The sequence below is a fragment of the Kitasatospora sp. McL0602 genome, from assembly GCF_052076145.1.
In the GTDB taxonomy this organism is placed as follows: domain Bacteria; phylum Actinomycetota; class Actinomycetes; order Streptomycetales; family Streptomycetaceae; genus Kitasatospora.
Genome location: NZ_CP197246.1, coordinates 6345560 through 6369308, shown reverse-complemented (window position 1 = coordinate 6369308; position 23749 = coordinate 6345560). Strand labels below are relative to the sequence as shown.

The 23749-nt window shown below is 70.0% G+C and carries 19 protein-coding genes; 6 read left to right on the top strand and 13 right to left on the bottom strand.

Going from position 1 to position 23749, the window contains the following annotated elements:
* Positions 1-34: 34 nt before the first annotated feature.
* The 4 genes from prcB to arc form a co-directional block, all read right to left on the bottom strand.
* Complete coding sequence (gene prcB / locus ACR68M_RS28870) at positions 35-877, bottom strand: proteasome subunit beta (protein WP_441247081.1); 843 nt, start codon at positions 875-877, stop codon at positions 35-37.
* A 219-nt stretch (positions 878-1096) separates the two neighbouring features.
* Positions 1097-1315: a ubiquitin-like protein Pup gene (locus ACR68M_RS28865; protein WP_441247080.1), complete on the bottom strand. Its 219-nt coding sequence runs from the start codon at positions 1313-1315 to the stop codon at positions 1097-1099.
* 226 nt (positions 1316-1541) lie between these two features.
* Positions 1542-3053 carry a depupylase/deamidase Dop gene (gene dop / locus ACR68M_RS28860; protein WP_441247079.1) on the bottom strand — a complete coding sequence of 504 codons (1512 nt, stop codon included), beginning with the start codon at positions 3051-3053 and terminating at the stop codon, positions 1542-1544.
* A gap of 159 nt (positions 3054-3212) precedes the next feature.
* Positions 3213-4979 carry a proteasome ATPase gene (gene arc / locus ACR68M_RS28855; protein ID WP_441247078.1) on the bottom strand — a complete coding sequence of 589 codons (1767 nt, stop codon included), beginning with the start codon at positions 4977-4979 and terminating at the stop codon, positions 3213-3215.
* Positions 4980-5282: 303 nt separating this feature from the next.
* On the opposite strand from arc, the gene ACR68M_RS28850 reads away from it, so the two are divergent.
* Positions 5283-5573 (top strand): ferredoxin, encoded by a 291-nt coding sequence (locus tag ACR68M_RS28850; protein WP_441247077.1) that lies wholly within the window; start codon positions 5283-5285, stop codon positions 5571-5573.
* Between the two features lie 24 nt (positions 5574-5597).
* On the opposite strand, the gene ACR68M_RS28845 is transcribed toward ACR68M_RS28850, so the two are convergent.
* From ACR68M_RS28845 to ACR68M_RS28835, 3 genes are all read right to left on the bottom strand, one after another.
* A complete protein-coding gene (locus tag ACR68M_RS28845; protein WP_441247076.1) occupies positions 5598-6161 on the bottom strand; it encodes a hypothetical protein in 564 nt (187 codons plus the stop codon).
* Positions 6162-6310: 149 nt separating this feature from the next.
* Complete coding sequence (locus ACR68M_RS28840; RefSeq protein WP_441247075.1) at positions 6311-7252, bottom strand: tRNA (adenine-N1)-methyltransferase; 942 nt, start codon at positions 7250-7252, stop codon at positions 6311-6313.
* 39 nt (positions 7253-7291) lie between these two features.
* On the bottom strand, positions 7292-8491 hold the full coding sequence (locus ACR68M_RS28835) for a site-2 protease family protein (protein WP_441247074.1): 1200 nt from the start codon (positions 8489-8491) through the stop codon (positions 7292-7294).
* 155 nt (positions 8492-8646) lie between these two features.
* On the opposite strand from ACR68M_RS28835, the gene ACR68M_RS28830 reads away from it, so the two are divergent.
* Positions 8647-9516 (top strand): RecB family exonuclease, encoded by an 870-nt coding sequence (locus tag ACR68M_RS28830; RefSeq protein ID WP_441247073.1) that lies wholly within the window; start codon positions 8647-8649, stop codon positions 9514-9516.
* Positions 9517-10188: a response regulator gene (locus tag ACR68M_RS28825; protein WP_441247072.1), complete on the top strand. Its 672-nt coding sequence runs from the start codon at positions 9517-9519 to the stop codon at positions 10186-10188.
* Between the two features lie 77 nt (positions 10189-10265).
* Here ACR68M_RS28825 and ACR68M_RS28820 read toward each other — a convergent pair whose 3' ends face one another.
* From ACR68M_RS28820 to metH, 3 genes are all read right to left on the bottom strand, one after another.
* Positions 10266-11876, bottom strand: a complete 1611-nt coding sequence (locus ACR68M_RS28820) for an ABC transporter substrate-binding protein (RefSeq protein ID WP_441247071.1) — start codon at positions 11874-11876, stop codon at positions 10266-10268.
* A gap of 307 nt (positions 11877-12183) precedes the next feature.
* Entirely contained in the window at positions 12184-12888 is a 705-nt protein-coding gene (locus ACR68M_RS28815; RefSeq protein ID WP_441247070.1) for an HAD family hydrolase, read from the bottom strand.
* 137 nt (positions 12889-13025) lie between these two features.
* Positions 13026-16529, bottom strand: coding sequence for a methionine synthase (gene metH, locus ACR68M_RS28810; RefSeq protein ID WP_441247069.1), 3504 nt, complete (start codon positions 16527-16529; stop codon positions 13026-13028).
* 215 nt (positions 16530-16744) lie between these two features.
* On the opposite strand from metH, the gene ACR68M_RS28805 reads away from it, so the two are divergent.
* The gene (locus tag ACR68M_RS28805; RefSeq protein WP_441247068.1) at positions 16745-17734 is read left to right on the top strand and encodes a hypothetical protein; all 990 of its coding nucleotides are present in this window, start codon (positions 16745-16747) and stop codon (positions 17732-17734) included.
* Positions 17735-17747: 13 nt separating this feature from the next.
* Here the strand turns inward: ACR68M_RS28805 and ACR68M_RS28800 are convergent, their stop codons facing one another.
* On the bottom strand, positions 17748-19571 hold the full coding sequence (locus ACR68M_RS28800) for a carbohydrate-binding module family 20 domain-containing protein (RefSeq protein ID WP_441247067.1): 1824 nt from the start codon (positions 19569-19571) through the stop codon (positions 17748-17750).
* A 196-nt stretch (positions 19572-19767) separates the two neighbouring features.
* Here ACR68M_RS28800 and ACR68M_RS28795 point away from each other — a divergent pair, with 196 nt between their 5' ends.
* Together ACR68M_RS28795 and ACR68M_RS28790 are read left to right on the top strand one after the other, a co-directional pair.
* Entirely contained in the window at positions 19768-20571 is an 804-nt protein-coding gene (locus tag ACR68M_RS28795; RefSeq protein WP_441247066.1) for an SGNH/GDSL hydrolase family protein, read from the top strand.
* A 127-nt stretch (positions 20572-20698) separates the two neighbouring features.
* Complete coding sequence (locus ACR68M_RS28790; RefSeq protein WP_441247065.1) at positions 20699-21679, top strand: PAC2 family protein; 981 nt, start codon at positions 20699-20701, stop codon at positions 21677-21679.
* Positions 21680-21737: 58 nt separating this feature from the next.
* On the opposite strand, the gene gap is transcribed toward ACR68M_RS28790, so the two are convergent.
* Together gap and ACR68M_RS28780 are read right to left on the bottom strand one after the other, a co-directional pair.
* Positions 21738-22745 (bottom strand): type I glyceraldehyde-3-phosphate dehydrogenase, encoded by a 1008-nt coding sequence (gap, locus tag ACR68M_RS28785; RefSeq protein ID WP_441247064.1) that lies wholly within the window; start codon positions 22743-22745, stop codon positions 21738-21740.
* A gap of 59 nt (positions 22746-22804) precedes the next feature.
* Positions 22805-23743, bottom strand: a complete 939-nt coding sequence (locus ACR68M_RS28780; RefSeq protein WP_441247063.1) for a DMT family transporter — start codon at positions 23741-23743, stop codon at positions 22805-22807.
* Between the last annotated feature and the right edge of the window lie 6 nt (positions 23744-23749).

Here is a 23749-nt window from a genome sequence, read left to right as displayed (position 1 = left end):
CGGTCGTCCCTTTCTCGTAGTGGAGGTGGCGGAGTCAGATGAGCGGGGCCTGCGGGCCGTTGGGCTGCTCGCGGCGCTTGTCCGTGACGGCGACGGCGATCGCGCCGACCTCGTCGTCGGACAGCCGGCGGAAGCCGCTGTCGGTGATCACCGACACGATCGGGAAGATCCTCCGGGCGAGGTCCGGGCCGCCGGTCGCCGAGTCGTCGTCGGCGGCGTCGTAGAGCGCCTGGACGACGAGCATGGCGGCCTGGTCGGCCGTCAGGCCGTCGCGGTAGAGCTTCTTCATCGAGCCCCGGGCGAAGACCGAACCGGAGCCGGTGGCGGCGAAGCCGCGCTCCTCGGAGCGCCCGCCGGTGACGTCGTAGGTGAAGATCCGGCCCCGGTCGAGGTCGAGGTCGTAGCCGGCGAACATCGGCACGACCGCCAGGCCCTGCATGGCCATCCCGAGGTTGCCCCGGATCATCGTGGTCAGGCGGTTGGCCTTGCCCTCCAGGGAGAGGACGGTGCCCTCGATCTTCTCGTAGTGCTCCAACTCCAGTTGGAAGAGCCGGACCATCTCGACGGCGAGGCCGGCGGTGCCGGCGATGCCGACGGCGCTGTACTCGTCGGCCGGGAAGACCTTCTCGATGTCCCGCTGGGCGATGACGTTGCCCATCGTCGCCCGGCGGTCGCCGGCCAGCACCACGCCGCCGTCGAAGACCGCCGAGACGATGGTGGTGCCGTGCGGCGCCTCGATCGTCATCCCTTCGGGGAGGGAGCGGCCGCCGGGCAGCAGCCCCGGCGAGTGCTGGGCCAGGAAGTCGATGAACGACGAGGACCCTGGGGTCAGGAAGGCAGCCGGTAGACGCCCGGTGCCACCAGTGTTGGCTTCCACTCGATTCCTTCCAGGTAGATCAACAGAGGATGCCCCGGACCATACCCGGTCGGCGTGGGGCCAACCTCCAGGACCGTCCGATTCTGCTCATCCAGCAGTGCTCATCCAGTAGCAGTGCTCGGCCGTAATACGATGCGTTCGCGCGCGACAACCCGTGAGGAATTGCCGCGCGCGAACGGAGCCCGTGTCAGGCCCGATTATCGGAATCGGGCATACAGGCTACTGGCCGCCCTTCTGGACAAACTGCCGCACGAAGTCCTCGGCATTCGTCTCCAGCACGTCGTCGATTTCGTCCAGCACCGCGTCGACGTCGTCACTCAGCTTTTCCTGGCGCTCCTTGAGGTCGTCGGAGTTCTGCGTCTCCGCAGCCTGCTCCTCGACCTCCTCGGAGGAGCGGTTCGCCCGCTGCTGGCCGCCACCGGTGTCCTTGCTCGCCATTTTCCTCACCCCGCTCGACTCGTCTGGCACGGTTAGGTCTGCGCTGCCGTCTGCGCCACTTCCTCAGACCCTATACAGCAGGGGCGCGAATCGCCCCCCAGTTCCAGTAGAACGCTCCGCACTCCCCTGAATGATTCCCACCCGGGGCGCATTCACCCCTGGTGATCGAAAGGTCACGGCTCGGCATCAGTCACACGGCATCAGTCACACGGCGCCGGTCACGGCATCAGCCGCCGGAGAGCACCCGCAGCAGGTCCTCCGCCGTGCGGCACCGGTCGAGCAGTTCCTTGACGTGGTTGCGGGTGCCGCGCAGCGGCTCCAAGGTCGGCACCCGCTGGAGCGAGTCCCGGCCGGGCAGATCGAAGATGACCGAGTCCCAGGAGGCCGCGGCGACGTGCTCGGCGTACTGCTCCAGGCAGCGGCCGCGGAAGTAGGCGCGGGTGTCCTCCGGGGGCTTGCCGACGGCCCTGAGGACTTCCTCCTCCGTCACCAGGCGCTCGAACCGGCCCCTGGCCACCAGGCGGTTGTAGAGGCCCTTGTCGGCCCGTACGTCGCTGTACTGGAGGTCGACCAGGTGGAGCCGGGAGTTGTCCCAGTCCAGGCCGTCGCGCTGCCGGTAGCCCTCCAGGAGCTCCTTCTTGGCGACCCAGTCGAGCTGCTTGGACAGGCTCATCGGGTCGCGCTCCAGCCGGCCCAGCACGTCCTCCCAGCGGGCCAGCACGTCGAGGGTCTGCTCGTCGGCGTCCTGGCCCCAGCGGTCCTCGACGTACTTGCGGGCCAGCTCGCAGTACTCCATCTGCAACTGCACGGCGGTGAGCTTGCGGCCGCTGCGCAGCGTGATCAGGTGCTGCAGCGACGGGTCGTGGGAGACCCGGTGCAGGGTGCGGACGGGCTGGTCGACGGCGAGGTCGACGGCGATGAAGGCGTCCTCGATCATCGCCAGCACCAGCGAGGTGGTGCCGAGCTTGAGGTAGGTGGAGATCTCCGAGAGGTTCGCGTCGCCGATGATCACGTGCAGGCGGCGGTACTTGTCCGCGTCTGCGTGCGGCTCGTCCCGGGTGTTGATGATCGGGCGCTTGAGCGTCGTCTCCAGCCCGACCTCGACCTCGAAGAAGTCGGCGCGCTGGGTGAGCTGGAAGCCGTCGGCGGAGCCGTCCTGGCCGAGCCCGACCCGGCCGGCGCCGGTGACGACCTGGCGGGAGACGAAGAACGGGGTGAGGTGGCGGACGATGTCGGCGAACGGCGTGGCCCGCTGCATCAGGTAGTTCTCGTGGGTGCCGTAGGAGGCGCCCTTGTTGTCCGTGTTGTTCTTGTACAGGTTGATCTTCTGGCCGTTCGGCAGCTCCAGCGCTCGGGCCGCCGCCTCGGCCATCACCCGCTCGCCCGCCTTGTCCCAGAGCACCGCGTCGCGCGGGTTGGTGACCTCGGGCGAGCTGTACTCGGGGTGCGCGTGGTCGACGTAGAACCGGGCGCCGTTGGTGAGGATGATGTTCGCCAGGCCGATGTCCTCGTCGGTGAGCTGGCTGGAGTCCGCCACGTCCCGCGCGAGGTCGAAGCCGCGCGCGTCGCGCAGCGGGTTCTCCTCCTCGAAGTCCCAGCGAGCCCGCCGCGCCCGGTGCATCGCCGCCGCGTACGCGTTGACGATCTGGGACGAGGTGAGCATGGCGTTGGCGTTCGGGTGTCCGGGTACGGAGATCCCGTACTCGGTCTCGATCCCCATCACGCGCCGTACGGTCATGCGGCCCTCCTTGCCCTGCGCCCGGCCCCCACCGGGCAGGGTGCTGACGTACCTATGGTGCTCCGAAGCGCGACGACCGTCCCCAGACGCGCCGTCCGGCTGCGGGGCTCGTGGCGCCGCAGCCGGACGGTGGGTGAGGACAGCTCGTACCGGTCCCTCTTACAGGTACTGCCCCGTGTTGGCGACAGTGTCGATGGAGCGGCCGGACTCGGCGCCCTGCTTCCCGGTGACGAGCGTGCGGATGAAGACGATCCGCTCGCCCTTCTTGCCGGAGATCCGGGCCCAGTCGTCCGGGTTGGTGGTGTTGGGCAGGTCCTCGTTCTCCTTGAACTCGTCCACACAGGCGGCGAGCAGGTGGGAGACCCGGAGGCCGCGCTGACCGTGGTCGAGGAAGTCCTTGATGGCCATCTTCTTCGCACGGTCGACGATGTTCTGGATCATCGCGCCGGAGTTGAAGTCCTTGAAGTACAGGACCTCCTTGTCACCGTTGGCGTAGGTGACCTCCAGGAAGCGGTTCTCCTCGGTCTCGGTGTACATCCGCTCGACGACCGCCTGGATCATCGCGTCCACCGTCGCCCCGACGGAGCTGCCGTGCTCCTTGAGGTCGTCCGGGTGGAAGGGCAGCGAGTCCTTGAGGTACTTGGAGAAGATGTCCTTCGCGGCCTCGGCGTCCGGCCGCTCGATCTTGATCTTCACGTCGAGCCGGCCGGGGCGCAGGATGGCCGGGTCGATCATGTCCTCGCGGTTCGAGGCGCCGATCACGATGACGTTCTCCAGGCCCTCCACACCGTCGATCTCGGCGAGCAGCTGCGGCACGATGGTGTTCTCCACGTCCGAGCTCACCCCCGAGCCACGGGTGCGGAAGAGCGACTCCATCTCGTCGAAGAAGACGATGACGGGGGTGCCCTCGCTCGCCTTCTCCCGGGCCCGCTGGAAGACCAGGCGGATCTGCCGCTCGGTCTCCCCGACGTACTTGTTGAGCAGCTCGGGGCCCTTGATGTTCAGGAAGTAGCTCTTGCCCTGGGGCTGGCCGGTCACCTCGGCGACCTTCTTGGCCAGCGAGTTCGCGACCGCCTTGGCGATGAGCGTCTTGCCGCAGCCGGGCGGGCCGTAGAGCAGCACACCCTTCGGCGGGCGCAGCTCGTACTCCTTGAAGAGGTCGGCGTGCAGGTACGGGAGCTCGACCGCGTCACGGATCTGCTCGATCTGGTTGGCCAGACCGCCGATCTGCCGGTAGTCGATGTCCGGCACCTCTTCGAGGACCAGGTCCTCGACCTCCGACTTGGGCACGACCTCGTAGACGTACCCCGAGCGGGGTTCGAGCAGGAGGGCGTCGCCGGAGCGCAGGGTGAGGTCGCGCAGCGGCTCGGCGAGCCGGACCACCCGCTCCTCGTCGGTGTGGCCGGTGACCAGGGCGCGTTCGCCGTCCTCCAGCACTTCCTTGAGGGTGACGATGTCACCGATGCTCTCGAAGGCCATTGCGTCCACGATGTTGAGGGCCTCGTTGAGCATCACCTCCTGCCCACGGCAGAGGTCGTCAAGATCGACGCTGGGGCTGACGTTGACGCGGAGTTTGCGGCCTCCGGTGAAGATGTCGGCGGTGCCGTCCTCGTTCTGGCTGAGGAAGGTGCCGAACCCCGCCGGGGGCTGGGCCAGCCTGTCCACCTCCTCCTTGAGGGCCACGATCTGGTCGCGGGCCTCGCGCAGGGTGGAGACGAGCCGTTCGTTCTGGGCCGTCACGCCGGCCAGGTTGGTCTGCAGCTCGGCGATGCGCTCCTCAAGAACCCTTGAGCTGCGCGGCGAGTCGGCGAGCTTGCGGCGCAGGACGGCGATCTCCTGCTCGAGGTACGAGAGCTGAGCTGCCTCGTCGGAACCACGAGCGGGCTTACCGGTGCTGCGGGTGTAGTCGTCATCGTGGGCTGCCACGGTCCTCACCTCCTCCGGGGGGAGCTGGACGCTTCCAGACCCTACCTGGGACCAGGGGTTCGTAAACCCCTAGATCAGAAAGATGGAACGGGCGTGTCCGATCTTCGCCCTTGCATGCTTCCCCTGAGTGCAGTCATACCCACCGCTCAACGCTCAAAGCGGACCAGATGTATGGTCGGTCGAGTCAATACCCGATCGTGACCGTGGAATCCGGTCGGATCGTTGTACGAATGGCAGGAATGCCCCAATCAGGGGCGTCCTGGGACAGAAACGGCAGGGGACATGTCGGCGACCGGCGGAACTGTGGCAGGCGTATCGGGCGAGGAGCTCGAGGTCTGGATCGACCAGGACCTCTGCACAGGGGACGGGATCTGCGTCCAGTACGCCCCCGAGGTCTTCGAACTCGACATCGACGGGCTCGCCTACGTGAAGGGCACCGACGACGAGCTGCGCCAACTGCCCGGCGAGACCGCGCCGGTGCCGCTGACCCTGCTTCAGGACGTGGTCGACTCGGCGAAGGACTGCCCGGGTGACTGCATCCACGTCCGGCGGGTGCGGGACTCGGTCGAGGTCTTCGGACCTGACGCCGAGTAGCCCGCGGCCCGCCGGCGCGCGGGCCTAGACGCCGGTGACGGCTGGGGCCTTGGACTTCGTCAGGTCCCAGCCGGTGCCGTTGTGGCTCCAGGTGAGGTCGAGCAGCAGGTCGGGGGCGAAACGCGGCACGTCGTCGCTGGAGTAGCCCTTGGCGCGGCCGGTGACGGTGCCGTCCGAGCGCAGCTTCAGGGCCGTGACGGTGAGTCCGTCGGCCTCGCCGAGCAGCGTCGCGCGGACGGTCGGGCCCGGCGTGAGCAGGAAGACGGCATCGCTCGGGGTGCCGTTGGGGGCCGCGCAGTGGGCGGCCACGACGGTGCTCGGCAGGCCGTCCAGCAGGGCGCTGAAGCTGAGCGCGACGGTGACCGGGAACGGGCCGCAGTCAAGGGGAAGTTGAGCCTTTGCCGGGTCCGGCGCGGCAGCCGTCGGCAGGGCTCTCGGCGTGGTGCCGGTCGGGGTCGTACGGCCTGCGGCGGGGCTCGCCGCCAGCGCGGCGGCTATGACGGCGGCACAGGCGGCGGCCACCAGGGCCCAGTGCCGGAAGCCGGGCCGGGCGTGTGCTTGGAGTTCGGGCTGGCTCGGGTCTTCCACCAGGCGGTCCTCTTCACGTCGGCGGTGTGAGCGAGCATCGTCCCACACGACGTTCGATCAGACGCACCCGGGCCACCCGAACCTGAAAGGGCGCGGGGAACTGCGCGAGGGTGTCCCCCACAGTTCTCCGCGCCCCTGGGCAGTGCAGGTTACGCAAGTTCCTCACGGGCGGCGGCACGCTCCGCGGCGCGCTCGGCGAGGCTGCGCTCGGGGGAGGCGCCCTCGTAGTCCTCGCCGTAGGAGCCCTTGGACGGGCGGCGGCGGCGCAGCGGCGGCTCGACGCCGTCCGCGAGCCGACGGGAGGTCAGCAGGAAGCCGGTGTGGCCGATCATGCGGTGGTCCGGGCGGACGGCGAGACCCTCGACGTGCCAGGTGCGGACCATCGACTCCCAGGACTGCGGCTCGGTGAACGTGCCGTGCTCCCGCAGCGCCTCGACGGTGCGCGAGAGCTGCGTGGTGGTGGCCACGTAGCAGCAGATCAGGCCGCCGGGGACGAGCGCCTTGGAGGCGACGTCCAGGCACTCCCAGGGGGCGAGCATGTCGAGGATGATGCGGTCGACCTCGGTCTCCACCAGGTTGTCCTGGAGGTCGCCGACGGTGAGCTTCCAGGCCGGGTGCGGGCTGCCGAAGTAGCGCTCGACGTTCGCCTTGGCGATGTCGGCGAAGTCCTGGCGGCGCTCGTACGAGGCGAGCAGGCCGGTGTCGCCGACGGCGCGCAGCAGGTAGGTCGAGAGGGCGCCGGAGCCGACGCCCGCCTCGATCACGCGGGCGCCCGCGAAGATGTCGGCCATCGCCAGGATCTGCCCCGCGTCCTTGGGGTAGATCACGGCTGCGCCGCGCGGCATGGAGAGGACGTAGTCGGGGAGCAAGGGGCGCAGCGCGAGATACGGGACGTTGCCCGTGGTGCGCACGACCGTGCCCTCGGGAGCGCCGATCAGCTCGTCGTGCGGGAACGCACCCTTGTGGGTGTGGAACTGCTTCCCGGTTTCGAGCGTGAACGTGTAGTGGCGGCCCTTGGGGTCGGTCAGCTGGACCTGGTCCCCGACCTTGAAGGGCCCGCGTCGGCGGGTGGCACCGGTCGGTTCGGACATGCGGACAATCCTAAGGGAAGCCGAGCACTCCACCGACCATCAGGCAGGACGCCCCGCGACGGCCGCGCTGAGGCGCTTCTCCAGGTCCACGAGGGCGAGCACCCCGTACGCCGTGCCGTCCGGGCGGAGCACCAGGTACTCGGAGGCCGGGGTGCGGCGCAGGGCGGTGAGGAGGTCCTCGCCGTCGAGGCCGAGGTCGAGCCGCAGGCCCGGTTCGAGCTGGCGGGCGAGCGCGCCGACGGCGACCCACGGGCGGCGGTGCTCGGGGACGGCGTTGACCGAGGCCTCCTTGACCAGCCCGGTGGGCTCCCCCGAGCTGTCGACGATCACCATCGCGCCGGCCTGCGCCTCGCGGGCCCGCCGCAGGGCCTCCCCGAGCGGCGTGTCGGCGGGGACCTCGACCGCCCGGCGGGCCAGCTCGCTCAGCCGCAGGGCGGGCAGGGCCTCGCGCAGCCGGGCGTTGCGCAGGCTGCCGGAGGCGCCGTTCCAGATGATCACCGCGAGCACGGCGGAGAGCACCGCGTCGATCAGGCTGTCCGTGCCGCTGCGGTCGGGGCCACTGCGGGCCGCCGAGACCATCGGCAGGCCGAACAGCACCACCAGGGCCAGCGCCCGACCCGCCCATGCTGCCGCGACGGTGCCCGCCATCGGACGGCCCGTCAGCCCCCAGACGACGGCCCGCAGCATCCGGCCGCCGTCCAGCGGCATGCCGGGCAGCAGGTTGAAGGCGGCGACCACCAGGTTGGAGACCATCAGCCCGGCCAGCAGCACCCCGGGCACCGTGGCCGGCTCGACGGCGAGCAGCGCGAGGTAGAAGAGGCCGCCGAGCACGAGCGAGAGCAGCGGCCCGACGAAGGCCAGCCAGAACTCGCGGGCCGGGGTCTCGGCCTCCTTCTCGATCTCCGAGACACCCCCGAAGAACTGGAGCTGGATGCGCCGCACCCCGAGCTTGTAGCGCAGCGCGACCAGGGTGTGGGCCAGCTCGTGGACGAGCACCGAGGCGTAGAAGGCGACGGCGAAGGAGAGCGAGACGAGGTAGCGGGTGCCGCCCAGCTCGGGCAGCACGTCGGCGAGCTGGCCGCCGAACAGCCAGGTGATCAGTGCCGCGATGACGAACCACGAGGGCGTCACGTACACCGGCACACCGAAGGGGCGGCCCATCAGGATCCCGCCGGGCCGCTCCTCGGGCTTCTTCCCGCCGGGCCCAGCCGTGGTCTGCTGCCCCCTGGTGTCGCTCACCGTGGCCCCTTTGCTCGGTTGTCCCCCGCCGTGCGCCCAAACCTACGTGATCTCACGCCCGGATCTGCGTTCCGCTCCACCCATGTCTTACCCCGCAGGAGGGCCGCGCATCAGCGGTGGGACGGCGGGCCGCAGCCGCACAGTAGGGTCGGAGCATGCAGCAGCAGAAGACCGGCCCCGCCGTGGCCACCCCGCCGACGGGGCTGTCGCCCTCCCGCGCGGGCGACTTCATGACGTGTCCCCTGCTCTACCGGCTGCGGGTGATCGACAAGCTCCCCGAGCCGCCGAGCGCGGCGGCCACCCGGGGCACCCTGGTGCACGCGGTGCTGGAGCGGCTGTTCGACAGCCCGGCCGCCGAGCGGACTCCCGAGCGCGCCCTCGGGCTGCTCCGGCCGCAGTGGGAGCGGCTGCTCGGCGAGCGGCCGCAGCTCAGCGGTCTGTTCCTGGAAGAGGGGGACGGGGACGGCGCCGCGCTGACCCGCTGGCTGCGGGACGCGGAGAAGCTGCTCGGCCAGTGGTTCAAGCTGGAGGACCCGACCCGGCTGCACCCGGTGGAGCGCGAGCTCTACGTGGAGACGGTGCTGGAGACCGGCCTGCTGCTGCGCGGCTACATCGACCGGGTCGACGTCGCGCCCTCGGGCGACGTCCGGCTGGTCGACTACAAGACCGGGCGGGCACCCTCGCGGGACTTCGAGGGCAAGGCGATGTTCCAGATGAAGTTCTACGCCCTGGTGGTGTGGCGCTGGAAGGGCGTGATCCCCAAGCGCCTCCAGCTCGTCTACCTCGGCGGTGGCGGCGACGTCGTCACGTACGACCCGGACGAGGCCGACCTGCTCGCGACCGAACGCAAGCTCCAGGCCCTCTGGGAGACGATCACCCGGGCGGTCGCCAGCGGCGACTTCCCCGCGACGAAGAACCGGCTCTGCGACTGGTGCGACCACCAGGCCAGCTGTCCCGAGTTCGGCGGCACTCCCCCGCCGTACCCGCTGCCGGTGCAGGCCACGACACTGACGAAGGAGCCGTAGGTGACGATCCGAGTGCTGCTGGTCGACGACCAGCCACTGCTGCGCACGGGTTTCAGAATGATCCTGGAGGCCGAGCACGACCTGGTGGTGGTCGGCGAGGCCGGGGACGGCCAGCAGGCGCTCGAGCAGGTCCGGGCGCTCCAGCCGGACGTGGTGCTGATGGACATCCGGATGCCCCGGATGGACGGCGTCGAGGCCACCCGCCGGATCGCCGGGCCCGGCCGGGACGGCCCGGCCAAGGTGCTCGTGCTGACCACCTTCGACCTGGACGAGTACGTCGTCGAGGCGCTGCGCGCGGGGGCCAGCGGCTTCCTGCTCAAGGACGTCCCGGCGGACGAGCTGGTGCAGGCGATCCGGGTGGTCGCCGACGGCGCCGCGATGCTCGCGCCGAGCATCACCCGCCGCCTGCTCGACATGTACGCCACCAAGCTGCCCTCCGGCGACGAGACGCCGCCGCAGGCCCTCACCGCGCTGACCGAACGCGAGCTGGAGGTGCTCAAGCTCGTCGCCCGCGGTCTGTCGAACGCCGAGGTCGCCGCCGAGCTCTTCGTCAGCGAGACGACGGTCAAGACGCACGTGGGCCACGTGCTGACCAAGCTCCAGCTCCGCGACCGGGTGCAGGCGGCCGTGTACGCCTACGAGAGCGGCCTGGTACGCCCCGGCGCGCTCTGACCTCTGACGTTGTACGGCTGAGGCCCCCATCCACCGGGATGGGGGCCTCAGCCGTACAACGTCACTTCTCGGCGCGGTTACTTCTTGGCGCGGCCGATCTCCCAGAAGCGGAGGATGCCCGAGGTGTCGACGGTGTTGCCGACCCCGGTGATGTCCTCCTTGGAGGCGTAGAACGCCTTGTTCTGGAACAGCGGCAGCAGCGGCACGGCGTCGGCCACGATGTTCTGCATCTGGCCGTAGGCGCCACCGGCGGTGCGGTCGGTCTGCTTGATGCTCTCCGGCACCAGCTGCTGACTGATCCGCGGGTCGTCCCAGCTGTTGTGGTAAACGCCGCCACCGACCACGAGCGGGGTGATGTAGTCGTCCGCGTCGACGTAGTCGGGCACCCAACGGGTCGCGTACATCTGGTACTTGTCGGCCTTCCAGCCGGCCTTGAAGGCCTCCCAGTCGGCTTCCTTCTCGACCGTGACCTGGAAGAGGCCGCCGGCCTCCAGCTCCTTCTTGATCTCGGCCATCTGCGCGTCACCGGCCCGCGCGCGGGACCAGGTCAGCGTGAGCTTGACCGGCGTCTGCACCTTGGCGCCGCTGAGGATCTTCTTGGCCTTGTTGACGTCCGGCTCGCTGTACCTGTCGAAGAAGGCGGTGTTGTGCCCGGCGATCCCGGCGGGGACGACGGAGTACAGCGGCTGGACGGAGTGCTCGAAGACGTTGCGCACCAGCGCCTGGCGGTCGAGCAGCTGGGCCGCCGCCTGGCGGACGGCCTGGTTGCCGGCGGTCTGGTCCTTGGTGTTGAACACCAGGAAGCTGACCTCGGCGCTGTCACCCTCGGTGACCTTGACGGTGCCCTTGCCCGAGACCTGGTCGTCGCTCAGCTTGGTGGCGACGGCCGGGTCGAGGCTGTTGTTGTCCGTCATGTCGATGTCGCCCTTGTCCAGGGCGGCCTTCAGTTCGTCGGCGGTGTTGAAGTAGCGCACAGCGAACTTGGTGTTCTGCATCTTCTCGTCGCCCTGGTACTGCGAGTTGGCCGAGAGCGAGATCTTGCCGGGCACGCCGCCCTTGGAGCCGGCCAGCTCGTCGATCGAGTCGATCTTGTACGGGCCGGAGCCGACCAGCTTGCTGTTGTCCAGCAGCTTGTCCGCCGGGAAGACCGTGTGGTCGACGATCGAGCCGGCCGCCGAGGCCAGCTTGGCCGGGATGACCGCGTCGGGCGTCGTCAGGTGGATGACCACCGTGTCGTCGCCCTTGGACTCGACCGACTTGATGGTCGAGAGCAGCTCGGCCGGGCCGTTCGGGTCCTTGATCTTCAGCATCCGCTGGATCGAGAAGACCACGTCGGTGGCGGTCAGCGGGTGCCCGTTGGAGAACTTCAGCCCGCTCTTGAGCGTGCAGGTGTACGTCATGGTGTCGGCGCCGGTGAAGGCGCAGTTCTGCGCGGCGTCCGGCTGCGGCACCGTCGCGCCGGCCGGGAACTTCAGCAGCGACTGGAAGGTGTTGTTCAGGACCAGCCAGGACCCGGAGTCATAGGTGCCGGCCGGGTCGAGCACCTTGGTCACGCTGGTGGTGCCCAGGGTGATCGCGCTGCCGGAGTCTCCACCGGTGACGACCTTGGTCGCCGAGGCGCAGCCCGCTGCCGTGGTGGCCACCAGTGCGGCGCAGCTGAGCACGGCCAGTCGGTTGGCTGAAGTCATGCGGAATACGTTCCTTCTCCATGCGGACCGGGGGTGCCGGTGGCTGCCGCCGGGTCTCCGCCGGGGGTGGGGCGGCGTCGGCGGGTGCGAACGGCCAGCCTTTGGGGGGACTGATCGGATGTAGCGTGCCACATCGAACACGCACGAATATCACTGCTTCGTACGCTCCGTTATGACCCGACGATCGTTCCGTCAGATCGGGCCGACGAGTTGTCTGCGAATGCCCGTTTTCTCCCCTGTCGCATGCACAGCCCGTTGCCGTCGGGCCGCAGCGCGACAGCAACCGACCGGTACAACGAGACCAATATCACACTCGGGCCGTTACCATCGCCCGCAGCAACTCAAGATCCACCTGCTCCAGCGAGCTCAGCACCGTCCGCCCCGGCCCCGGTTCGATCACCGCCACCGACGGCACGGCGATCACCGGGCAGCCCGCCGCCTCGGCCGCCAGCACGCCCGTCGGGGCGTCCTCGACCACCACGCAGCGGGCCGGCTCGGCACCCAGCCGGGCCGCCGCCACCAGGTACGGGTCCGGGTGCGGCTTCGTCCGGGCGACCTCGTCACCGGCCACCGTGAAGGCGAAGTGCTCGGCGCCCAGGCTCTGCAGCACGATGTCGATGATGTGCCGGTGCGAGGCCGAGACCAGCGCGGCCGGGATGCCGTGCGCGTTCAGGGTGTTGAGCAGCCGCTCGGCGCCCGGCATCAACGGCACGCCGTCCGCCAGCAGGTCGACGAACCGCTGGTTGATCAGCACCGTCAGCTCGGCCGGGCTGAGCGCGACCTGCGTGGTGGCGATCAGGTAGTCGATCACCCGGCTCATCGGGCCGCCGACGACATGGGCCCGGTCCTTCTCGTCCAGCCGGTGGCCCAGCTCGGCGAAGAGCGAGGCCTCCGCCTGCCACCAGAAGTCCTCGGTGTCGACCAGCGTGCCGTCCATGTCGAGCAGCACCGCCTGGAGGCCGCCGTCACCCGTCCGGTCGAGGCTGTCGGAGGGGGTCCAAATGGTCGTCATACTGCTGGGTCCTTCCCGTACGGGCTCACCCCGGGGATGACACAGGCCGGTCCGCTGGTCAGCGGACCGGCCCGTTAGGGATCATCCAGGATACGCGCATACCGCCCGAAAGAGACGAACGGAGCGCGGCCCGACGGTTACCTCGCGTTGAAGTACTTGGCTTCGGGGTGGTGGATGACGATGGCGTCGGTGGACTGCTCGGGGTGGAGCTGGAACTCCTCGGAGAGGACGACGCCGATCCGTTCGGGCTTCAGCAGGGCGGCGATCTTGGCGCGGTCCTCGAGTCCGGGGCAGGCCCCGTAGCCCAGGGAGAACCGTGCGCCCCGGTACTTGAGCGCGAACATGTCCTTCACGTCCTGCGGGTCCTCGTTGCCGAACCCGAGCTCGAAGCGGACCCGGGCGTGCCAGAACTCCGCGAGGGCTTCGGCGAGTTGCACGGACAGGCCGTGCAGCTCCAGGTAGTCGCGGTAGGCGTCGGCCGCGAACAGCTCGTTCGCGGCCTCCGAGATCCGGTTGCCCATCGTGACGACCTGAAGACCCAGCACGTCCTTCTCGCCGCTCTCCTCCGGACGGAAGAAGTCCGCCAGGCACAGCCTGCGGCCCCGGCGCTGACGCGGGAACGTGAACCTGGTCCGCTCACTGCCGTCCTCCGCATACACGATCAGGTCGTCGCCCTTGGACGCCGCCGGGTAGTACCCGTAGACCACGGCCGCCTCAAGCCAGCCCTCGGTCTGCAACCGGTCCAGCCACATCCGCAACCGCGGACGCCCCTCCGTCTCCACCAACTCCTCGTAGCTGGGGCCGCCGCTGCGGGCCGCCTTCAGACCCCACTGCCCCTTGAACAGCGCATCCTCGTCCAGCCAGGAGGAGTAGTCCGCGAACGGAATCCCCTTGACGATCCGGTCCCCCCAGAACGGCGGCTCCGGCACCCGGTTACCCACCGACACATCGGAGCGGATCTGCCCGAGGTTCTCCTCCTCCACCTCCTCGACCTCCACCTTCGCGTGCCGCCGCTGCCGCAACTCCGGCAGCACCGCACCCGGCACACCACGCTTGACCGCGATCAACGCGTCCATCAGGCGCAGTCCTTCGAAGGCGTCGCGGGCGTAGCGGACTTCGCCTTCGTAGATTTCGTGGAGGTCCTGTTCGACGTAGGCGCGGGTCAGCGCCGCGCCGCCGAGGATGACGGGGTAGTCGGCGGCGAGGTTGCGCTGGTTGAGCTCCTGGAGGTTCTCCTTCATGATCACCGTCGACTTGACGAGCAGCCCGGACATGCCGATCACGTCCGCGCGGTGCTCGACCGCCGCGTCCAGGATCGCCGAAACGGGCTGCTTGATGCCGAGGTTGACGACGGTGTAGCCGTTGTTGGAGAGAATGATGTCGACGAGGTTCTTGCCGATGTCGTGGACGTCACCCTTGACGGTGGCCAGCACGATGGTGCCCTTGCCCTCGTCGTCGGACTTCTCCATGTGCGGCTCCAGGTGCGCCACCGCCGTCTTCATCACCTCCGCCGACTGCAGGACGAACGGCAGCTGCATCTGCCCCGACCCGAACAGCTCACCCACCACCTTCATCCCCGCCAACAGGGTGGTGTTGACGATGTCCAACGCCGTACGGGTCGTGAGGGCCTCGTCCAGGTCCGCCTCCAGGCCCTTGCGCTCCCCGTCCACGATCCGGCGCTGCAGACGCTCCTCCAACGGCAGCGCCGCCAGCTCCTCCGCCTTCGACGCCGCACTGGACGCGGTGCTCACACCCTCGAACAACTGCAACAGCCTCTGCAGCGGGTCGTAACCCTCCGCCCGGCGGTCATACACCAGGTCCAGCGCCACCTCCCGCTGCTCCTGCGGGATCCGCGCGATCGGCAGGATCTTCGACGCATGCACGATCGCCGAATCCAACCCCGCCTGCACACACTCGTGCAGGAACACCGAGTTGATCACCTGACGCGCCGCCGGCGACAGCCCGAACGAAATGTTCGACAGCCCCAGCGTCGTCTGCACCTTCGGGTGGCGGGCCTTCAACTCACGGATCGCCTCGATCGTCTCGATCCCGTCGCGCCGCGACTCCTCCTGCCCCGTCCCGAGCGTGAACGCCAGACAGTCCACCAGAATCGACCCCTCGTCGATCCCGTAACCGTCGGTCAGCTCCGCGATCAGCCGCTCCGCGATCTCCACCTTCTTCGCCGCGGTACGGGCCTGCCCCTCCTCGTCGATCGTCAACGCGATCAGACCCGCACCATGCTCCCGCGCCAACGACGCGATCCGCGCGAACCGCGAATCCTCGGCGTTGCCGTCCTCGTAGTTCACCGAGTTCAGCACCGCCCGCCCACCCAGCTTCTCCAACCCCGCGCGCAGCACGTCCACCTCGGTGGAGTCCAGCACGATCGGCAAGGTGGAGGCGGTCGCCAGGCGTCCGGCGACCTCGCGCATGTCCGCGACGCCGTCCCGGCCGACATAATCGACGCACAGGTCCAGCAGGTGCGAGCCGTCCCGGATCTGGTCCCGGGCGATCTCCACACACGCCTGCCAGTCCCCCGCCAGCATCGAGTCCCGGAACTTCTTCGACCCGTTGGCGTTCGTCCGCTCACCGATCGCCAGGTAGGAGGTGTCCTGCCGGAACGGCACCGCCTGGTACAGCGACGCCGCCGACGGCTCCGGCTGCGGGGTCCGTGCGACGACCGGACGCCCCTGGACCCGCTCCACCACCGCCCGCAGGTGCTCCGGCGTCGTGCCGCAGCAACCACCGACCAGCGACAGGCCGTACTCGCGGGTGAACGTGTCATGCGCGTCCGCCAGCTCCGCCGGCGACAACGGATAATGCGCGCCGTTCTTGCCCAGCAGCGGCAGCCCCGCGTTCGGCATGCACGAGAGCCCGATCCGGGCGTTCTTGGCGAGGTAGCGCAGGTGCTCGCTCATCTCCGCCGGACCCGTCGCGCAGTTCAGCCCGATGAAGTCCACCCCGAGCGGCTCCAACGCGGTGAGGGCGGCGCCGATCTCCGAGCCGAGCAGCATCGTGCCGGTCGTCTCCACCGTCACCTGCACGAACACCGGCAGATCAAGCCCCGCCGCGGCGATCGCCCGCTTCGACCCCAGGATCGCCGCCTTCGTCTGCAACAGGTCCTGCGAGGTCTCCACGAGCAGCGCATCCGCGCCACCCGCGATCAGACCCGCCGCGTTCTCCTCGAACCCGTCCCGCAGCACCGCGTACTCCGCGTGCCCGAGCGTCGGCAGCTTCGTCCCCGGCCCGATCGACCCCAGCACCCACCGCCCACGCCCATCCACCGCGGTGAACGCATCCGCCGCCTCCCGCGCGATCCGCGCCCCCGCCTCCGACAACTCGAAGATCCGCCCCGGGATGTCGTACTCCCCCAGCGCCGCGAAGTTCGCCCCGAACGTGTTCGTCTCCACACAGTCCACGCCCACCGCGAAATACGCGTCATGCACCGACCGCACAATGTCCGGCCGCGTCACATTCAACACCTCGTTACAGCCCTCGAGCTGCTCGAAGTCCTCCATACTCGGATCCTGCGCCTGCAACATGGTGCCCATCGCACCATCAGCAACCACCACACGCGTGGCAAGCGCTTCACGCAAGGCATTCGCGCGGTCTTGAGGGGTGGACGAGGGGACGGCTGTGGCCATGGGGCGCTCCCTGAGTGCGACGGCTGTCGGCTATGCGGCCCCCGCCTTTGCGGGGCGCACCAGGTCAGGGTATCTGTACATGCCGTCACTCTCCGAGCCCGTTTCGTATCCTGGGCTATTCGGTTCACCAGGGGGGACGGTCCAGCATGCGGATGATCACTGCACGGGCGCGGGCCGCGAGGGCTCGATGGCGGGGTTGGCCCAGGTCGCGGCGGGTGACGGTGGCGGCGCTGTGCGGGCTGGTACTGCTCCTGCTGCCCGTCGCATCGGCGGCTGCCGCGCTGCGGCTCCAGTACGCGGGCGAACCCTCGGCCCAGGCCCGGACGCGCGGCCGGGACGCCGTCTGGCTCGGGCACGCCTGGGTCGACGGACGCAAGGGGGAGGCAGACTTCGCCGCGTTGACGCGACTGCTCGCCGGGACGGGCGTCCGGGACCTGTACGTGCACACCGGCCCGCTGGAGCACGACGGGTCGCTGCGCGCCTCCCGCTACCCGCAGGCGCCCGCCTTCCTGGCCCAGGCCCGGCAGGCCCTGCCGGGGGTCAGGGTGCAGGCCTGGCTGGGGGACCTGGTGGCGCCCGAGGAGGAGGGGCTGCACCTGGAGGAGCCCGCCGTCCGTGACCAGATCGCCGGCTCGGCGGCGCAGGTGCTGGCGGTCGGCTTCTCGGGAGTGCACTTCGATCTGGAGCCCGTCCGCTCGGGCTCGGCCGGCTTCCTCGCGCTGCTGGACCGGACCCACGCCGTCACCGCCCGCGCCGGGGCGCCGCTCTCCGTCGCCGCGCCGCAGATCGACCCGCTGCCCGGCCTGCACCGGGCCGGGATCGCGCTGGCCGGCCACGGGAAGTGGTGGTCACAGGCGTACTTCGCGGAGGCGGCCCGCCGGGTGGAGCAGATCGCGGTCATGTCGTACGACACCGGCATGCCGCTGGAGTCCCTCTACGGCGGGTACGTCGCGCAGCAGACCACGCTCGCGCTCGAGGCGACGCCGCCCGCCGTGGACCTGCTGATGGGCCTGCCCGCCTACTGGGAGGACACCTTCTCGCACCGGGGCTCGGCCGAGACCGTCCCGGCCGCCGTGCGTGGCGCCCGGCTCTCGCTGGGTCGCCACGCCCCCGGGCGCCACACCTTCGGGCTGGCGCTGTACGCGGACTTCTCGGCCGCGCCCGGGGACTGGACGGCGTTCCGGGACGGCTGGGCGGCGCGGTGAGGCGCCGCCGGGCCTACTTCCAGGTGTCGGTGAGGGCGAGCGGGCCGGAGGCGCCGGTGGTGAAGGTGCGGTTGGCGCCGCTCTCCCAGGTGACGGTGCCGGAGCCGTCCTTGATGAGGTACTTGTACTCGACGGTGGTGTTGGCGGGGATCGTCACCGAGCCGGTCCAGTTCGGGTAGCTCGCCGAGGAGAGCGGGACGGCGGCCGCCGGGCTCCAGCTGCCGAGCGCGGGGATCGAGCCGACCAGGTAGACGTTCTGGCCCCAGACGGTGGTCCTGTGCTCGCTGACGCTGACCTGCACCTGTCCCACGTGAGTCGGGGTCGGCGTCGGGGTCGGCGTCGGCGTCGGGCCCGCTGTGCCGGTGGCGTGGAGGGCGACCGCGTCACCGGGGTTGACGGTGACGGTGGCGTGGCCGGTGGCGTCGACCGTCACGGCCGGGCCGGTGCAGGTGCCTGCGGGGGTGGCGTCGCCGTGGATGACGTCGCAGTAACTCCCGGCGGCCAGGCCGGTGGTGAACGTCGTGGTGACGGCGCTCGCACCATTGTTGAGGGCGACCCAGGCCGCGTTGCCCCGGCTGAAGGCGATCGCGTTGCTGCCGTTGTCCCACCAGTTGGCGACCGGTTGGCCCTTGGCCGCGTTGTGCCAGCCGACCATGTTGGCGACGCCCTGGTCGCGGTCGGTGCAGACCCAGCCGCTGCCGCAGGTGGTGTTGGTGACGTACCCGGCGGAGTCGGCGGGCGGGGAGTCGTCGGGGGTGTTGAAGGTGAAGCCGGAGTACACCTGCGGAGTGCCGTAGCCCCAGGCGAGTTGGAAGATCGTGGCCAGGGTGTACTTGCTGCCGCTCTTGTAGTTCAGCGTGGAGCCGTTCCGCTCCAGGTCGTGGTTGGTCACCATGACGGCCGACTTGTCGCTCGGCTCCAGGCCCCAACTCTGGCCGAAGGTCCTGAGGTTGGCGATGCTGCCGGTGAACTGGTCCTTGAGCTTGTAGGCGTACGTGAACTCCAGCACGCTGCCGTTGCCTTCGAAGGCGCTCAGGGCCAACTGCCCGCTGCTGCCCGGGTAGACCTCCTGGTAGACGTACGGCCGCGAGCCCCAGGCGGTGTCGGTCAGCCGGGCCAGGATGTCGGCCATGTCGGCCTGGGCGATGTGCTTGGCGGCGTCGACCCGGAAGCCGTCGACGCCGTACCCGATCAGCTTGTTGAGGTAGCCCGCGATCTTCGCCCGGACGTCGTCCTTCTCGGTGTAGAGGTCGGAGAGCGAGAGCAGTTGGCACTCCTGGACCTGCTGGACGCTGTTCCAGTCGTTGATGACGTTGCCGGAGTTCGGGCAGTTGGCCGGGGTGTCGTGGAAGCTGGAGCGGTCGTACGGCACGTTGCCGTAGGTGTAGGTGGCCGGGTTGAAGCTCGCGCCGCCGTAGGAGTCGGTGCTGGTCTGGTTGGCCCCGGCGGCGTGGTTGATGACGGCGTCCGCGTAGACCTTCACGCCGGCGTTGTGACAGGCCGTCACCATCGCGGCGAACTGCGCCTCGGTGCCCATCCGGCTGTTCAGGTCGTAGGCGACGGGCTGGTAGACGTCCCACCAGGGGTGGGTGCCGTTGGTCAGGCGGATGGAGTCCTCCGGCGGGGCGACCTGGACGGCGCCGTAGCCCTTGGGGCCGAGCACGCTGGTGCACTCGGCGGCCACCGAACTCCAGTTCCACTCGAAGAGGTTGGCGATCACGTCGCCGCCGTTCGGGCTGGCAGCGGCGTGTGCGGCGGACTGCGCACCGAGCGGCAGCAGGGTGCCCGTGACCAGGGCGGCGGCGGCGAGCAGCGCGGCTCTGCGGGAAAAGGTCATGCGTCGGTCTCCCAGGGTGGTGGGGGCGTGGGGGTGGGGGTGGGGACGCCGTAGACGATCGCGCCACGGCTGGTCACCGTCAAGGGATCGCGCAACAGTTTTCAGAAATTTGCTGCAACCAATTACTGCCATCATGGCGTGTCCGTGCGACTACGATGCGTAATCACCCGACGCCACCCAGCCCCCGGAGCAGCACATGCACCACCGCCTCCTCACCGCCGCCGCAGCGACCGCCCTCGCCCTCGGCCTGACCCTGGGCGGCACCCCCGCCTCTGCCGCCACCGGCGGCTACACCGCCCTCGGCGACTCGTACGCAGCCGGGGTCGGCGGCGGCGCGTACGACCCGGCGAGCGGGGACTGCCACCGGGGCGCCCGCTCCTACCCCGCGCTGTGGGACACCGCGAACCAGCCCGGCGGCGCCTTCGACTTCGCCGCGTGCGGCGGCGCGACCACCCAGGACGTGCTGCGCGACCAGCTGCCGGGCGTGCCCGGCGGCAGCACCGCCGTCACCCTCACCGTCGGCGGCAACGACCTCGGCTTCGCCGACGTGGTCACCGGCTGCCTGCAGCCCTTCACCACCGACGCCCGCTGCGACGGCGCGCTGGACGAGGCCGACCGGCGGCTGCGCGAGGAGCTGCCCGACCGGCTGGACACGACCTACCAGGCCGTCACGGATGCCGCGCCCGGCGCCCGGATCGCCGTGACGGGCTACCCGCACCTGCTGGAGAACCCCGCCCTCTGCCCCGTCGGCACCGAGCCGAGGCGAGCCAGGATCAACGCGCTCACGGACAGGCTGGACGAGTTGATCGAGCGTCAGGCGGGCAAGCACGGCTTCCGGTTCGCCGACGCCCGCCCCGCCTTCGCCGGACACGGCGTCTGCGCGGGCGGCGGCGAGTGGATCAACCGGATCGTCCTCCTGACGCTCTGGGAGTCCTTCCACCCGACGGCGGACGGCTACCGCCTCGGTTACCTGCCGGTGGTGTCGGCCGCCCTCGCGTGACAGCCACCCTCCCGGACCGACCGGCCTTACCTGCCCAGGCATCAAAGCCCGTAGGCTGGGCAGGTAGGGACCATGGAACAAGGCGTTCCGACGAGTCAACGTCTGAGGTTCGGCAGGGAGACGCTGGGTGATCGAGCTGGAAGATGTTCCCGAGTTGATCGACCCGGTGATGGTCTGCGCCTTCGAGGGGTGGAACGACGCGGGGGACGCCGCTTCGGCGGCGGTGAGCCACCTGGACGACACCTGGGGCGGCAAGGTGTTCGCCGCCCTGGACGCCGAGGACTACTACGACTTCCAGGTCAACCGCCCGACGGTCTGGCTGGACGGCGGCGTGCGGCGGATCACCTGGCCGACGACCCGGCTCTCGGTCGTCCGGGTGACGGACCCCAAGCCCCGGGATCTGATCATCGTCCGGGGCATCGAGCCCAGCATGCGCTGGCGCTCGTTCTGCAACGAACTGCTCGGCTTCGCCCACGAGCTGGGCGCCGAGCTGGTGGTGATCCTCGGCGCGCTGCTGGGCGACACCCCGCACACCCGCCCCGTCCCGGTCAGCGGGGTGACCTCGGACGCCGCGCTGGCCCGGACGCTGGATCTGGAGGAGAGCCGGTACGAGGGCCCGACCGGCATCGTCGGCGTGCTCCAGGAGGCGTGCGCGCACGCCGGAGTCCCGGCCGTGACGCTCTGGGCGGCCGTGCCCCACTACGTCGCCCAGCCGCCGAACCCGAAGGCGACGCTGGCGCTGCTCAACAAGCTGGAGGACCTGCTCGACCTGCGCATCCCGCCGGGCGACCTGGCGGAGGACTCCCGCGCCTGGCAGATCGGCGTCGACCAGCTCGCCGCAGAGGACAGCGAGGTGGCCGAGTACGTCCAGCAGTTGGAGGAGGCCCAGGACACGGCCGAGCTGCCGGAGGCCTCCGGTGACGCCATCGCCCGGGAGTTCGAGCGCTACCTCCGCCGCCGCGACAACCTCGGCCCGACCGGCGAGAAGCCCTTCGCCGGCCACGCCACGGCAGAGCGGCCGCCGGAGCCCAAGGACGCCCCTGAGGACTCCTCCGAGGAGTCCCCTGAGGAGTCCCCTGAGGACGAAGACGGCGAGGACGAGGGATAGCCGAGGGGCGCGGGGCTCTGAGCCCCGCGCCCCTCGGCGTTCACCAGGTGCGTCGGCCTTACTTGGCGCCGACCAGCAGGGCCACGTCCACGACGCGGTGCGAGAAGCCCGACTCGTTGTCGTACCAGCCGAAGACCTTGACGTGGCGGCCGTTGCTGCTGACGGTGGTCAGCTGGGCGTCGAAGACGCAGGAGGCCGGGTCGCCGACGATGTCGCTGGAGACCAGCGGCGCCTCGACGTACTTGAGCACGCCCGCCAGCGGGCCCTTGGCCGCGTCGGCGAACAGCGCGTTGACCTCGGCGACGGTGGTCTCCCGGCCGACGTTGACGGTGAGGTCGGTGATCGAGCCGACCGGCACCGGGACGCGCAGGGCGAGGCCGGCCAGCTTGCCGTTGAGCTCGGGCAGGACGAGGCCGATGGCCTTGGCCGCACCGGTCGAGGTCGGCACCACGTTGGTGGCCGCCGCGCGGGCCCGGCGGAGGTCCTTGTGCGGGCCGTCCTGGAGGTTCTGGTCCTGGGTGTAGGCGTGCACGGTCGTCATCAGACCGTCCTCGATGCCGAGGCCGTCGTGCAGCACCTTCGCCAGCGGGGCAAGACAGTTGGTGGTGCAGGAGGCGTTGGACACGATGTGGTGCACGTCCGCGTCGTAGCGCTCGTGGTTGACGCCGTAGGCGAGGGTGATGTCCTCGTTGCTGGCGGGCGCCGAGATGAGCACCTTGCGGGCGCCGGCCTCCAGGTGGGCCTTGGCCCGGTGGGCGTCGGTGAAGATGCCGGTGGACTCGACCACCACGTCGATGCCGAGCTCGCCCCAGGGCAGCTTGGCGGGGTCGCGCTCGGCGAGCACGGCTATCCGGCGGTCGCCCACGAAGATGGCGTCACCCTCGGCGTGCACCTCGGCGTCCAGCTTGCCCATGGTGCTGTCGTAGGCGAGCAGGTGCGCCAGGGTGGCCGCGTCCGTGAGGTCGTTGACCGCCACGATCTCCAGGTCGGCACCGGTCTGGAGCACAGCGCGCAGGAAACCCCGGCCGATCCGGCCGAAACCGTTGACGGCTACCTTGATTGTCACGTCTGTTCCTCTTCGTTCGTCGTTCACACGTACGGGGAAAGGCGGCCTGGTCGTGCAGCTCAGCGGCGGACGGCGAGCACCACGCCGCAACCGCCGAGCGCCAGGCCGATGATGGCAAGAGGGTTGAGGGTCTGACCGATGACCAGCCAGCCGAGCAGCGCCGTGACGGAGGGCGTCAGGAAGAACAGCGTGCCCACCCGGCTGGCGTCCTGCTTGCGGAGCATCATGTTCAGCAGCAGGAACGTCCCGACGGAGTTGATCAGCACGATCCAGCCGAGCGCCGCGCCGAACGAGCCCCAGTCGCTGACCCGCTGATCCTCCAGCAGCAGCGAGAGCAGCCCGATCACCGGTGCACTGGCCAGGAAGTGGACGGCTGTACTGCTGCGGACGTCGGTGCCCTGGGTGAACTTCTTCTGGTACACCGTGCCGACGCTCAGCCCCAGCAGCCCGACGAAGCAGAGCAGCACGGCTGACACCGAGACGCTCAACTCCCCCGCCACCGCGAGCCCGACGCCGACCGCGCCGACGCCGAACCCCATCCACTGCCGCCGGGTGATCCGCTCGCCGAGCACCGCGCCGGCCATCAGCGCGATCAGCACCGGGTTGAAGCCCTGGACGAGCGCCACCACGCCACCGGGCAGCCCGGCCCCGATCGCGGTGTAGAAGGCGCCGAACTGCACCGCCTGCATCAGCAGGCCGACCACGACCACGTGCAGCAGCATCCGGCCACGCGGCCACGGCGAGCGCGACACCAGCGCGATCGCCGCCAGCAGCACACCCGCCAGCGCGAACCGGGCGAAGGTCAGCAGCAGCGGCGGAGCCGCGCCGGTGCCGAACACCGCCGCGACGAAGGCGCTGCTCCACAGCACCACGAACACTGCCGGTACGGCGGCCGAGGCCCATCGGGGAGCCCCGCTCGAACCGTCACCCGGAGCGGCGGCGGCAACAGCCACCGCCTCTGGCCGGTCGGCCAGTCTCACGTCGTCGCGCTCTGACACGGAAGT